Consider the following 13,601-nt stretch of genomic DNA (forward strand, 5'->3'; position numbering starts at 1 on the left):
TGCCCGCAGGCGAACAATCAGAGCATTAATCAGCTCTTTTCCAACATGTTGATAATTTGGTTAGCCACCACTTTCGCACTCTGATCGTCAGTGCGGATCGTCACGTCGGCAATCTCTTCGTACATGGGATTGCGTTCGCCAGCTAATGCTTCCAGTACTTCACGTGGAGGAGAATCAACCTGCAGCAGCGGACGCTTTTTGTCGCGCTGTGTACGTGCCAGCTGTTTCTCGATGGTGGTTTCAAGATAAACGACTACACCACGAGCAGAAAGACGATTGCGCGTTTCGCGAGATATGACGGAACCGCCACCTGTCGCCAGCACAATGCCCTGCTTTTCAGTGAGTTCATTAATGATTTTTTCTTCGCGATCGCGGAAGCCTTCTTCGCCTTCGACGTCGAAAACCCAGCCCACATCCGCTCCGGTACGTCGCTCAATTTCTTGATCGGAATCGAAAAATTCCATATTGAGTTGCTGAGCTAACTGACGCCCAATAGTGCTTTTGCCGGCACCCATAGGCCCAACCAGAAAGATATTGCGTTTCTCTGCCATTTTTTCGGTATTACTAAGACAATTCGTGGATGATACCCCGCCTAAACCAGACAGGACATGAACTGAAACCTCATGAGCTAAAGTGCGAGAGTCAGACGAAAAATTATCTCAACACTGAAGGGGTTTTGGCAACCGATTAAATTTACCTTGCTCATTGCACCCAGTAATCTGGCACGTTTCAGTCCGCTTCATTTATCAGCCGGATATGGTTGCATCGGCTACGCCGTTTGCGCGCGATAAAAAACGGTTAAAATGCATTCACTACTTAAGGCCACTGGCCTGATATTCAAAATCGCTAAACCTTGTAAGCTAATTCAGCCCTTGCGTCAAACGCAACCGTAACCAATTCAGGAAAAAACATACAGGTCATGTATTTTGTCGCAGAAAAACCTTATTCACTGCGAATCAGTCGAGGTGTGATGAAAATCACTAATTCTCGTCTTTTTTGCTCCCGCACGCTGTGACGAAACAGCCCACCCAGCAGCGGTATTTCTCCCAGTAGCGGAACGCGAGTTTGCCCGGTGGCACTCTGCTGTTGGAATATCCCGCCCAGCGCCAGCGTCTGCCCGTCTTTTAGCGCAACCTGCGTGTCTATCTCCTGTTTATCAATGGTCAGCACTTCGTTCTCGCCACTGCGCATCGTGCGGCCCGGCACATTCTGGCTGATATGCAGCTTCAGTAGAATCCGGCCATTGCCCTGCACGACCGGCGTGACTTCCATGCCGAGCACCGCCTCTTTAAACTCCATGGTCGTTGAACCGCTATTGCCGGTTGCCACCTCATAGGGGATCTCGGTTCCCTGCTTGATGCTGGCCGTTTGCTGGTGGGAGGTGAACAGCCGCGGGCTGGCGATAATATCCGCCTGATGTTCGCGTTCCAGCGCGCTTAGCTCCAGATCCAGCAGCCGACCGTCCAGCTTCGCCAGGGTCAGCCCCAGCATGCCTGCGGGCCGCGCTACGCCAAGATCCACGCGCAGCTGGCTGGCGCGCAGCGCATCCGCAACCTGTTCTTCACCGCTCAGCGCCCAGTTGACGCCCAGCTCACGCAGGTTCTCCTCGCTAATGGTGACAATCTGGGCGGCGATTTCAACCTGCTCCAGCGGCACATCCAGCTGCTGCAGCCAGCGGACCGTTTGATCCAGTGCCTTTCGGGTATCACGGAGCAAAAGCGCGTTGGTGCGGGTATCTAACGTCACGCTGCCGCGTGCCGTCATCAGCCGGCTGCGCTCATTCTGCAGGCTGGTATTTAACGCTGCAGCGTCGGCGTATTGGAAGATAACCGTCTGGGTATGCAGGGGGCTGTTCAGTTCTGCCGCTTCACGTTCCGCCTCGACGCGCTGCTGTTTCTCCTGCTCCCGCTCCTGCGGGAACACCAGCATCACATTGCCTTCCCGCTCTATGCTGAGCCTGCCCATTTTCATCACCAGCTCCAGCGCCTGCTGCCACGGGACTTCATACAGCCGCAGCGTCAGCGAACCGTTTACCTCGGGCGCGACCATCAGATTCAACTGCTGATACTCTGCCAGCGCCTGTAAAATCTGGCCTATCGGCGCGTCTTCAAACGCCAGTGAGATCGGCGCGGCGCCTTTGCACAGACCGCTAATCAGAATCAGAACCAGCGCTATTTTCCTTAACACGACGTTCTCCTTTAAGTGTCAGCCTGAGCGGTGGCCTGCAGCCCTGCTCATCCTCCAGGGTGATGCCCTGCATATCAATCTGCATCACCCGCCACCCCGTCCCGACGGGCCGATCGTTAACGCCGACGTGTAGCCGCGCAGAGGAAGCGATAAGCCAGGCCTCATAGTGATCCGGCCGCCCGATAATGCCCTGAAGCCGTAAGGGTGCATCAGACTCGCCGATCGGGGAACACTGCCCGCCTCCGGCAGGTGAAAATGGATCCCGCGCAGCAACATCCAGCGCCAGCAGTAAAATAAACAGCGCGCTAAATTTCATAGTTGAGTTGGATCAGCAGATGCAGCCACGGCGATTGCCCCTTTAGCGTCACGGCAGGGATGCTCACCGCCGGTCTCAGGGTCTTCAGATAGTCAAGAAGGTCGGTAAACTGCTGCCAGCGCAGGGTTATGGCCAGTTCACCGCCGTTCTCGTCCGGCTGCCAGTGTTCAAGCTCACCGCCGCTGGCCGCCAGCAGAGCCGGTAAAGAAAAATGCGGGCCATCCTGCGCCACGAACTGCTCACTCAATTCGGCACTCTGCTGTTCCAGCATGGCAAGCGACGGCAGGCGGCGCAGCGCCTCAAGCCGCTGCCGATAACGAGATAACTGTTCCTGCATCTGCCGGTCCAGCCGCTGTGATGTGTGCTGCACCGGTCGTAGCCAGAACTGCCACATTATCAGCGCCATCAGCGCCCCCGCACCGATAATGCCGAGCATGCGAAGCCGGATATCCGCTGCCAGCCAGTTCGTCAGCCAGCGATTACTCATTGCTCTGCTCCTGGTTCCCCAGAGTCAACTGCAAGCTGAAACTCACCCCGACAGACGGCTCGCTGCGAAGCGCCCCCAGCTTTATGGACGGTATTTCCTGCAGCTGACGCAGCCTGTCGCGCAGATGGTGAAGCTCAGCCACGCTGCGGCTGAATCCCTTGAGGGAGACGCCCTGCCGGTCTTTCTTCAGACCGTTCAGCCAGATATCCGGCGGTATTTCCGCGCTCAGTCGCTGGATAAAACCCAGCCACCGGGAAAGATCCTGCTGCTGCAGTTGCTGCTTCTGCTGTGCCTGCCGCAGCTGGTCGAGCCGCTGCTGCGCCGCCAGAGTCCGATCGTGCAGGGCCGCAGCATCCTGCTGCGCACCGGGCCAGAAGCTCAGCAGTACCGCCCGCCGATCGTTAAGCCGCTGCTGCCAGTATCCGCCCTGCATCGCGAAGATCGTCAGCGCCAGCATCAGTCCGCACAGCCGCCGCCACCGCTGCCACTGCTGCCGTTGCCGCCTGGCCCGCCAGGGCATCAGATTAATACAGACCATTAGCGATCCTCGGGCCGCATTGCCAGCCCGGTGGCAATGGCATAAGCCCCGCCGCAGACCGGCAGCGGCGGCTGAAGAAAGTGCAGAGCGGCAAAAGGTGAAAGCGCAGTCGCCCCTTCAGGCAGTACATCATCCAGTGCGGAGCTGTACCAGACTGCCCCCTGCGGCGGTAGGTACCGCTGACGCAGTGCGGAAAAATCAGCGGCGTCGTCAAGCGGGCACCAACCCCATGGCCGTTCACCGTGCTGCGGGGAATACCACAGCCAGTGATCGCTCAGGCGATGAACCAGCGTCGCGTCAGGCGACAGCGCAAGGGCTCGCGCCAGCACGGAGAGCGCCGACGGCGTCAGGTCCATCACCTGCGGTATCAGGCCAATCTCCTGCAAACAGTCCAGCCAGCCCTGCAGTGCTTCCCGCCGGGTAGCGGTCAGCGTCAACTGGTTATCCATTCCGTCGCTCAGGCGAAAATCCAGCGCCAGCGCTTGCGGTTCAATCGGGAAAAAACGCTTCGCCGCCGCGCGGATGTAGTCGCTCTGTGCGGCTTCACGCAGATGAGTGGTGGGCAGGCTCAGCTGGCGCTGCATCACCAGCTGGGGCGGGTATCCCACGCGCAGCGCAATGCGCGAAGGCAGCAGCCTGCGCCAGCGCTGCAAAATGGAGACGAGAACCTCTGGCCGTTGCACCAGGCCATTTCTTAACGTATCTTGCGGCAACGTATGCTGCCACCAGTGGCGCAGCTGCCAGCCGTTGCGGCGGCGCTGGATACCGATGGCGCAGAGCTGCCCGTTTTGAATATCCAACCCGACCTGCCATGTCTGAAAAGCCATTGACGAAATCTCCTTATCGTCAGTTACAAAAGGACGTATCCAAGGTACTGGCTTGCCTTTATACTACCGCGCGATTGTTTATAAACTGCCCAATCGACTCTTAATGGGAAATATCAGGTGAAGTTCGTAAAGTATTTATTGATCCTTGCAGTGTGTTGCATCTTGCTGGGAGCCGGCTCGATCTATGGTTTATACAAATACATAGAGCCGCAGCTTCCTGACGTTGCCACGCTGAAAGACGTGCGTCTGCAGACGCCAATGCAGGTCTACAGCGCCGATAACGAGCTTATCGCGCAGTACGGAGAAAAACGCCGTATCCCGCTGACCCTGCAACAAATCCCCCCCACGATGGTGAAGGCGTTTATCGCCACCGAAGATAGCCGTTTTTATGAGCATCACGGTGTCGACCCGATCGGTATTTTCCGTGCTGCCAGCATCGCGCTGGTCTCCGGTCATGCCTCACAGGGTGCCAGTACCATTACGCAACAGCTGGCGCGTAACTTCTTCCTCAGTCCGGAAAAAACGCTGCTGCGCAAAATCAAAGAGGTCTTTCTTGCCGTTCGCATCGAACAGATGATGAGTAAAGATGAGATCCTTGAGCTTTACCTGAACAAAATCTACCTCGGCTACCGCGCGTATGGTGTCGGTGCGGCGGCTCAGGTTTACTTCGGTAAAAACATCGATGAGCTGTCGCTGAGTGAAATGGCGATGATTGCCGGGCTGCCTAAGGCCCCGTCAACCTTCAACCCGCTCTACTCCCACGAACGTGCCGTGCAGCGCCGTAATACCGTGCTGGCGCGTATGCTGGACCAGCATTACATCACCCAGTCGCAGTATGACGAGGCCCGCAATACGCCGCTGGTGGCGAACTATCACGCGCCGGAAATCGCCTTCTCCGCCCCGTACCTGACCGAAATGGTGCGCCAGGAGATGGTGAAACAGTACGGTGAAGATGCCTATAACGACGGCTATAAGGTCTACACCACCGTCACCCGCAAGCTGCAGCTGGCGGCGCAAAAGTCGGTGCAGGACAATGTGCTGGCTTACGATATGCGCCACGGCTATCGCGGCCCGGCCAGCGCGCTGTGGAAAGCGGGTGAACCGGCCTGGGGCCAAACGGAAATCCTGAAAACGCTGAAGTCCCTGCCGGTTTACGGCCCGCTGTTCCCGGCGGTGGTGACGCAAAGCAGTAGTGATTCTGCCACGGTGCAGATGCGCGACGGCAGCACCACGGATCTGAATCTGGACGCCGTACGCTGGGCGCGACCGTTCAAATCCGATACCTTGCAGGGCGCAACGCCTCGCGCCGTGAATCAGGTCCTGCAGCCGGGTCAGCAGATCTGGGTACGCCAGGCGGATAACGGCTGGATGCTGTCGCAGGTGCCTGACGTTAACTCCTCGCTGGTGTCACTCGATCCGCACGACGGTTCGGTGCGCGCGCTGGTCGGCGGATTTGATTTCACCCTGAGCAAGTTCAACCGCGCGACCCAGGCGCTGCGCCAGGTGGGGTCGAACATCAAGCCGTTCCTCTATACGGCGGCGATGGATCGCGGGCTGACGCTGGCCTCGATCCTGAACGACCTGCCGATTTCCCGCTGGGATGCCGGTGCGGGTGCCGACTGGCGTCCTAAGAACTCACCTAACACCTACGCCGGGCCGATTCGCCTGCGTCAGGGACTGGGCGAGTCGAAGAACGTGGTGATGGTCCGCGCCATGCGCGCCATGGGCGTTGACTACGCGGCGGAATATCTGCAGCGCTTTGGCTTCCCGGCGCAGAACATCGTGCATACCGAATCCCTGGCGCTGGGCTCCGCGTCCTTTACGCCGCTGCAGATGGTGCGCGGCTATTCGGTGATGGCCAACGGCGGCTTCCTGGTTGACCCTTACTTCATCACCCGCATTGAAAATGAAGCGGGCGGTAAGATATTTGAAGCGAAGCCTAAAGTGGCCTGTCCCGAGTGCAATCTGCCGGTTATCTACGGCGAAACGCAAAAAGCGGTGGCGCTGAGCGAGGACAGCGTGGAAAACGTCGCGGTTTCGCAGGAAGGTAAAACCAATGCCGTTCCGCAGCCTCAGCTTGAACAGGTGACGCAGCAGCAGGTTCAGCAGGATGGCGACCAGCAGTACGCGCCGCACGTGATCAATACCCCACTGTCGTTCCTGATTAAGAGCGCGCTGAACTCGAATATCTTTGGTGAACCGGGCTGGATGGGCACCGGCTGGCGTGCCGGGCGCGACCTGAAGCGTAACGACATCGGCGGCAAAACCGGTACCACCAACAGCTCGAAAGATGCGTGGTTCTCCGGCTACGGCCCGGGCGTCGTGACGTCAGTATGGATTGGCTTTGACGATCATCGCCGCGATCTGGGCCGCACGACCGCTTCCGGGGCGATCAAAGATCAGATTTCTGGCTATGAAGGCGGCGCGAAGAGTGCTCAGCCTGCCTGGGATGAGTATATGCAGTCAGCGCTGGATGGCGTCCCCGTACAGCCGCTTACCCCGCCGGAAGGTGTGGTGTCGGTGACCATCGATCGCAGCACCGGCAAGCTGGCTAACGGCGGCGGCAATACGCGTCAGGAGTACTTTATCAACGGGACGCAGCCGACCGAATACTCGGTTCACGATGTGGGTACCACGCTGATGGATAATGGCGAAACCCACGAACTGTTCTGACGGGTATTAACGCCTTAAACACCAAGAAGCCGGATAAATCCGGCTTCTTTTTTTTGCTCAAACAAACAGCGTTCGTACCAGATCAGTAGCTGAGACGCCCCTGCTTCACCAGCCATTCCCGCACCAGGAACAGCGCACTGACGTTGCGCGCCTCGCGGAAATCAGGCTCATCCAGCAGCGCCAGCAGGTTGTCCAGCGGCCAGTGTACCTGCGGCAGCGGCTCGGGTTCATCCCCTTCCAGCTTTTCCAGATAGAGATCTTCCGCCACCACAATATTCATCTGGCTGGAGAAATAGGAAGGTGCCATGGTGAGTTTACCCAGCTGTTCCAGCTGATGCGCCCCAAAGCCCGCCTCTTCTTTCAGCTCGCGGTTCGCCGCCTCAAACGGCGTTTCACCCGGATCAATCAGCCCCTTGGGGAAACCCAGCTCATAGCTTTCCAGACCAACCGCATACTCCTGAATCAGGATCAGGTGATTGTCGATAATCGGTACAATCATCACGGCTTCGCGGCCGGAGGGACGCATCCGCTCGTAGACCCGTCGGGCACCGTTGCTGAAGGCCAGATCCACCGCTTCCACGGTAAACAACCGCGAGCGGGCTACGGCCTCAACGTTGAGAATTTCAGGTTTCTGTAATTGTCTGGTCATAAGGGCCCCAGGAATAAGCCGAAGATAAACGCCATCGTCCGCACGCGGCTGAACGCTGACCGTATTAACACTATTGTGCGGTAGCCGCATCAGGAAGCCAATCATCGCACGGATCATTTTGCTTATTTATAACAAATCATTGTTAATATGAGGAAAATCATTTAATGAAAGTCAATCTTAGTCGCGGGAAATAGGATTATACCGATTCTTAATAGTGCAAATGCCTGGTAAGATTTAAGCAAGGAAAGGCATGCTATGATTTTATCATTATGATTCTTATTACTATTTATGTTTTCGATACCGATTGTCAGTGCGACCTTAACCCGCCATTATTGGTTTATAGATGACCGAAGCCGTACGCCAGAACCGTAACAGGAGCACTGTGGCAGGAATGAGGGGAGCATGAGCACACTCGTTAGCATACTGCTGGCAATGCTGGCCTGCTCAATCGTCGCGGGCGGTGTATTTTGGTATACGCTGCGCCGCCGTTCACCGCTGGCCAGGCCTCTGCCATTTTTAAGCCCGCCCCAACGTAAGCTGAGCGACGAAGAGCGCGCGGCCGTGGAACGCTACCTGTCATCTCTGGCCCGCAGCCGCTCCACAATATTGCCAACCGGTGCCAGCAGCGCACAGGAACAGCTGGTTCTGACCTCACAAAGCAACAACGTCTATCCGGTCACCCGCGCCATCACCCGCTACGGATTGTCCACGGATGAACCGCATAAATGGCGCTACTATCTTGATGCGGTCGAAGTCCACCTGCCGCCGCAGTGGGAACAGTACATTACCGATGAAAACTACGTAGAGCTGATCAAAACGCAGACCATCCCGCTGGTGATCTCGTTGAACGGACACCTGCTGACGGAGTACAACTGGGATGCGCCCGTTTTGGTACCCGCGCTGCGCACAACGGCGCAGAATGCCTCAATCCGCAAGGCAGAAAGCGAGCCGATTGAGCTGCTGAGCGTACGTAAAGAAAGCCTGGAAGAGTACGCATTAAGCCGCCCCGAAGGCACACGTGAAGCGCTGGTTATTGGCACCGCCCTGCTGCTGTTTTTCTTCAGTCTGGTCAGCCCGGTGATGCTGACGCCGTGGCTGGTGCTGGCCGGGATCACCATGACGCTGGTGAGCTGCTGGTTCCTGTACCGCCGCCCCGCGGATAGCGATCTGCGCGAAATACACTGCCTGAGAGGCGCACCCAAGCGCTGGGGCCTGTTCGGGGAATCGAATCAGGGGCAGGCAAGTAACATTTCTCTGGGCAGCATCGACCTGATTTATCCTGCGCACTGGCAGGATTATCTGGCGCAGGATCTGGGGAAAACCACGGAAATTGATATCTACCTCAACCGACATGTGGTGCGCCAGGGGCGCTTTTTGTCACTGCAGGATGAGGTGCGCAACTTCCCCATTCAGCGCTGGCGAAAAAACGTGGTGCTTGCAGCCTGTGCGCTGCTGGTGCTGGTTCTGCTGATTGCGCTGATCCCGCTCAGCATGCCGCTCAAACTCAGCATGGCCTGGATTAAAGGCACCGACAGTCTGCAGGTTACTCAGGTCGCCGACCTGGAGAAAACCACGCTGCACGTGGGCGACAGCCTGAAGGTAAAGGGAACCGGGATGTGCTCTATCCCTGCGGCCTACCAGGGAAATCGCAGCTATGCCTTTATGCCGTTTGACTGCTCGGCACTGTACTGGAATAACGCCCCTGCCCTGCCTCTGCCGCAGTCGGATATCATCGATAAGGCGACGGCACTGCTGGATACCACGCGCCAGCAGCTCCATCCGCAGACCAGCACCGACCCGAAGCTGAATCCGCAGCTGGCCACGGCGATTCAGAAATCCGGCATGATCCTGCTGGATGATTTTTCCGATATCGTGTTGAAAACCCAGGATCTGTGCAGCCAGAAGCTGGACTGCGTGCGGTTGAAAAATGCGCTGGTTAATCTCGGTAACGCAAAAGACTGGACCACGCTGGTGCGCCGTGCCAATTCAGGATCGCTGAACGGTATGAACGTGCTGCTGCGCCCGGTGAGCGCCGAAGCGCTGGAAAATCTGGTGAATACCGCCACATCAACCTTCTTTTATCGCGAAACGCGCCGCGCCGCGGAGATGCTTAACAGCCCGCCGCCGGGCGGATTTTTGATCTACAGCGATGAGGGCCGCTCGCTGGTCAGCCATCCGGCCCCGTCCGTGTCACTGTTTGATTATAACGCCCCCGATCAATGGCCAGAACTGCAGCGGCTGGCGGGCATGCTGCTGCAAACGCCGTTTACCGCCAACGGTATCGTCACCAATATTTCCACCGATGCCAACGGCACCCGGCATATCGCCCTGCACAGCGAGCCAAATTCCGTGACGCTGTGGCGCTATCTCGGCACCAGTCTGCTGCTGCTGATCCTGGCGGCAACGATAACGATAAACCTGCTGCTGGCCCTGCGCCGCATGAACCGCAATCGCATTCGCCTGCAGGAGATCCAGCGCTATTACGATACCTGCCTGAATCACACCCTGGGTAAGATCCACGCCGTTCGGCCAATGTTCTGACCCTCGCATTTGTGCTATTTTTAAGGTTGATTATCTCCGCCCTCAACGCATACCCACCTGCAGCTTGAAAGAAACGGGAATGGCCCATACATAAGGGGATTCCCGACAGGAGCAGCGATGAAAGAAAAACCCACAGAAGGGATCCGGCTCGATAAATGGCTCTGGGCCGCGCGTTTTTATAAAACCCGCGCCGCAGCACGCGAAATGATCGAGGGTGGCAAAGTCCACTACAACGGTCAGCGCAGCAAACCGAGCAAGCTGGTTGAAGTGGCCGCTGAACTGACCCTGCGCCAGGGCAACGATGAACGCACGGTCGTGATTCAGGCGGTCAGCGACAAGCGTGGGCCCGCAACGGAAGCGCAGCTGCTGTATCGCGAAACGGAACAGAGCATTGAAAAGCGGGAAAAAGTAGCGCTGGCGCGAAAAATGAACGCGCTCAGCATGCCGCATCCTGACCGGCGGCCGGATAAAAAAGAGCGCCGCGATCTGATGAAATTTAAAAATTCTGGCGAAGAATAATCCGCCATAACGAGAGAAAAAATATGTCCCAGCAAGACCAAATGCACCGTTATCTGTTTGAAAACCACGCCGTGCGTGGCGAGCTGGTTACCGCATCCCAGACCTGGCGCGATATCATCAGCGGCCACGATTACCCACAGCCGGTTCAGCAGATCCTGGGTGAACTGTTGGTGGCGACCAGCCTGCTGACCGCTACGCTGAAGTTTGACGGCGACATCACCGTTCAGCTGCAGGGCGATGGCCCGCTGAACCTGGCGGTGATCAACGGCAACAATCAGCAGGAAATGCGCGGCGTGGCCCGCACGCAGGGTGAGATCGCCGAAGGCAGCAGCCTGAAAGAGATGGTCGGCAACGGCTACCTGGTGATTACCATCTCGCCGAAAGTCGGCGAGCGTTATCAGGGCGTTGTAGGCCTGGAGGGCGATACCCTTGCTGCCTGCCTGGAAGACTACTTTATGCGTTCTGAGCAACTGCCAACGCGGTTGTTCATTCGCACCGGTGAGCACGACGGTTTAGCCGGAGCGGCAGGGATCCTGCTGCAGGTACTGCCCGCTCAGGATGCGGGGCTGGATGAGTTTAACCACCTCGCGACCCTGACCGAAACCATCAAGACCGAAGAGCTGCTCGGCCTGCCTGCCACCGAGGTTATGTGGCGTCTGTATCACGAAGAAGAAGTCACCGTTTACGATCCGCAAAACGTGATCTTTAAATGCTCCTGCTCTCGTGAGCGCTGCGGCGAAGTGCTTCTCTCCCTGGCAGAATCGGAAGTGAATCAGATTCTGCAGGAAGACGGCAAGATTGATATGCACTGTGACTACTGCGGCAGCCATTATGTCTATGATGCGGTGGATATCGCGGCGATCCGCAAGGGTTCAGCGGGCGAAGCGGAACAGGTTCATTGATTCGCTGAACAACGCCGTAGTCTGGTGAAATAGAGAAGAGTAGCGAGTCTGGCTACTCTTTTATTACCTAATATTTACCGCGCCTTAACCGCAAAAAAACATGCTTTTAATGCGTTATTTTGCGGTCCTTTTCAGTGATTTCTGCTTCGCTTCTCAATTCTTTCCCCTGCCTCTTTCGCTCTCAAATGACGGGTGTACACTGCGCGCGATCGTGATGTCTCCTCCCTCCCGCATCAGGAACCTGCGGGTTATCACGGTGAAGCACTCGAAATACCCTTACAATTTGTTGTAGTAAAAAACCGAGATAAGGAGCAGTTACATGCGCGCTAACGACCTGACCACGCTGGACCTCGTCGCTTATGGCATCACTGATACGGTTGAGGTGGTTCATAATCCCGATTATGACACGCTGTTTAAGGAAGAAACCCAACCCGGTTTAACCGGCTTTGAACGCGGCATCGTCACCCAGTCTGGTGCCGTCGCCGTGGACACCGGCATTTTTACCGGCCGTTCGCCGAAAGACAAATATCTGGTGCGTGATGAAACCACCCGGGACACGCTGTGGTGGAGCGACGAGGGTAAAGGCAAAAACGACAACCATCCCCTCTCACCAGAAACCTGGCAATCGCTGAAGTCGCTCGTTTCCCGCCAGCTTTCCGGCAAGCGCCTGTTCGTCGTCGATACCTGGTGCGGTGCCAACCCGGATACCCGCCTGAACGTACGCTTTATTACTGAAGTTGCCTGGCAGGCCCACTTCGTCAAAAACATGTTTATCCGTCCGGATGCTGAGGGACTGGCGAATTTCGTGCCGGATTTTGTGGTGATGAACGGCGCGAAATGCACTAATCCCGAGTGGCAGCAGCAGGGGCTGAATTCGGAAAACTTTGTAGCCTTTAACCTGACCGAAAAGATGCAGCTGATTGGCGGCACCTGGTACGGTGGCGAAATGAAGAAAGGGCTGTTTGCCATCATGAACTACCTGCTGCCGCTAAAGGGTATCGCCGCCATGCACTGCTCGGCAAACGTCGGTGAACAGGGCGATGTGGCAGTATTCTTCGGCCTGTCAGGCACCGGCAAAACCACGCTCTCCACCGATCCGCTGCGCAGGCTGATTGGGGATGATGAACACGGCTGGGATGATGACGGCGTCTTTAACTTTGAAGGGGGCTGCTACGCAAAAACCATTAAGCTGTCCGAACAGGCCGAACCGGAAATTTACCACGCTATCCGCCGCGATGCGCTGCTGGAAAACGTCGTGGTGCGGGCTGATGGTTCTGTCGACTATGACGACGGCAGCAAAACGGAAAACACCCGCGTTTCTTACCCAATTTACCACATCGAGAATATCGCCAGGCCGGTATCCAAAGCGGGCCATGCGAAAAAGGTGATTTTCCTCACCGCCGATGCATTCGGCGTGCTGCCGCCGGTATCACGCCTGACGGCCGACCAAACGCAGTACCACTTCCTGTCCGGCTTTACCGCCAAGCTGGCCGGCACCGAACGCGGCATTACCGAACCGACGCCCACCTTCTCTGCCTGCTTCGGTGCCGCGTTCCTGACGCTGCATCCCACGCAGTATGCCGAAGTACTGTTAAAAAGAATGGAAGCCGCCGGTGCTCAGGCGTGGCTGGTGAACACCGGCTGGAACGGCAGCGGCAAACGTATTTCCCTTAAGGACACCCGGGCGATAATCAATGCGATTCTGAGCGGCGAAATTGATCGGGCGGACACCGCCACGCTGCCCATCTTCGATCTGGAGATCCCGCTCTCGCTGCCTGGCGTAGAGGCTCACCTGCTGGATCCGCGCAATACTTACGGCAGTGAAGCCGAATGGGAAGGAAAGGCGCGCGACCTTGCGCAGCGGTTTGTTGATAACTTCGATAAATTTACCGACACCCCAGCCGGTGAGGCTCTGGTCAAGGCGGGGCCAAAACTGTAGCGATGCAAAAAAATGGACCGCTA

The 13,601-nt window shown here is 57.1% G+C and carries 12 protein-coding genes; 5 read left to right on the forward strand and 7 right to left on the reverse strand.

The features are described from left to right. Window positions 1-29 precede the first annotated feature (29 nt). The 6 genes from aroK to pilM all read right to left on the reverse strand — a co-directional run bounded on the left by aroK (window position 30) and on the right by pilM (window position 4,355). Window positions 30-551: a shikimate kinase AroK gene (aroK, locus tag EC836_RS13850; RefSeq protein WP_123334055.1), complete on the reverse strand. Its 522-nt coding sequence runs from the start codon at window positions 549-551 to the stop codon at window positions 30-32. A gap of 391 nt (window positions 552-942) precedes the next feature. Beyond that, window positions 943-2,187 carry a DNA uptake porin HofQ gene (gene hofQ, locus EC836_RS13855; protein ID WP_123334057.1) on the reverse strand — a complete coding sequence of 415 codons (1,245 nt, stop codon included), beginning with the start codon at window positions 2,185-2,187 and terminating at the stop codon, window positions 943-945. After that, window positions 2,150-2,503: a HofP DNA utilization family protein gene (locus EC836_RS13860; RefSeq protein WP_123334059.1), complete on the reverse strand. Its 354-nt coding sequence runs from the start codon at window positions 2,501-2,503 to the stop codon at window positions 2,150-2,152. Before EC836_RS13860 ends, hofQ begins: the two co-directional genes overlap by 38 nt. Next, window positions 2,493-2,990 carry a hypothetical protein gene (locus EC836_RS13865; RefSeq protein WP_123334062.1) on the reverse strand — a complete coding sequence of 166 codons (498 nt, stop codon included), beginning with the start codon at window positions 2,988-2,990 and terminating at the stop codon, window positions 2,493-2,495. Before EC836_RS13865 ends, EC836_RS13860 begins: the two co-directional genes overlap by 11 nt. Next, window positions 2,983-3,528 carry a PilN domain-containing protein gene (locus tag EC836_RS13870; RefSeq protein WP_123334064.1) on the reverse strand — a complete coding sequence of 182 codons (546 nt, stop codon included), beginning with the start codon at window positions 3,526-3,528 and terminating at the stop codon, window positions 2,983-2,985. Before EC836_RS13870 ends, EC836_RS13865 begins: the two co-directional genes overlap by 8 nt. Beyond that, on the reverse strand, window positions 3,528-4,355 hold the full coding sequence (gene pilM / locus EC836_RS13875) for a type IV pilus biogenesis protein PilM (RefSeq protein ID WP_123334066.1): 828 nt from the start codon (window positions 4,353-4,355) through the stop codon (window positions 3,528-3,530). Before pilM ends, EC836_RS13870 begins: the two co-directional genes overlap by 1 nt. Window positions 4,356-4,472: 117 nt before the next feature. Between pilM and mrcA the strand changes: the two genes are divergently transcribed. Then, entirely contained in the window at window positions 4,473-7,028 is a 2,556-nt protein-coding gene (gene mrcA, locus EC836_RS13880; RefSeq protein ID WP_123334068.1) for a peptidoglycan glycosyltransferase/peptidoglycan DD-transpeptidase MrcA, read from the forward strand. A gap of 82 nt (window positions 7,029-7,110) precedes the next feature. On the opposite strand, the gene nudE is transcribed toward mrcA, so the two are convergent. Continuing rightward, the gene (nudE, locus tag EC836_RS13885) at window positions 7,111-7,677 is read right to left on the reverse strand and encodes an ADP compounds hydrolase NudE (protein ID WP_123334691.1); all 567 of its coding nucleotides are present in this window, start codon (window positions 7,675-7,677) and stop codon (window positions 7,111-7,113) included. Window positions 7,678-8,079: 402 nt separating this feature from the next. On the opposite strand from nudE, the gene EC836_RS13890 reads away from it, so the two are divergent. From EC836_RS13890 to pckA, 4 genes are all read left to right on the forward strand, one after another. Beyond that, a complete protein-coding gene (locus EC836_RS13890; RefSeq protein WP_123334070.1) occupies window positions 8,080-10,218 on the forward strand; it encodes an intracellular growth attenuator family protein in 2,139 nt (712 codons plus the stop codon). 117 nt (window positions 10,219-10,335) lie between these two features. After that, entirely contained in the window at window positions 10,336-10,737 is a 402-nt protein-coding gene (gene hslR, locus EC836_RS13895; protein WP_123334072.1) for a ribosome-associated heat shock protein Hsp15, read from the forward strand. A gap of 23 nt (window positions 10,738-10,760) precedes the next feature. Further along, entirely contained in the window at window positions 10,761-11,639 is an 879-nt protein-coding gene (hslO, locus tag EC836_RS13900) for an Hsp33 family molecular chaperone HslO (protein ID WP_123334074.1), read from the forward strand. 319 nt (window positions 11,640-11,958) lie between these two features. Continuing rightward, window positions 11,959-13,578: a phosphoenolpyruvate carboxykinase (ATP) gene (gene pckA / locus EC836_RS13905; RefSeq protein WP_123334077.1), complete on the forward strand. Its 1,620-nt coding sequence runs from the start codon at window positions 11,959-11,961 to the stop codon at window positions 13,576-13,578. The last annotated feature ends 23 nt before the right edge of the window (window positions 13,579-13,601 follow it).

Source organism: Erwinia sp. JUb26 (assembly GCF_003751505.1).
Lineage (GTDB): Bacteria > Pseudomonadota > Gammaproteobacteria > Enterobacterales > Enterobacteriaceae > Erwinia.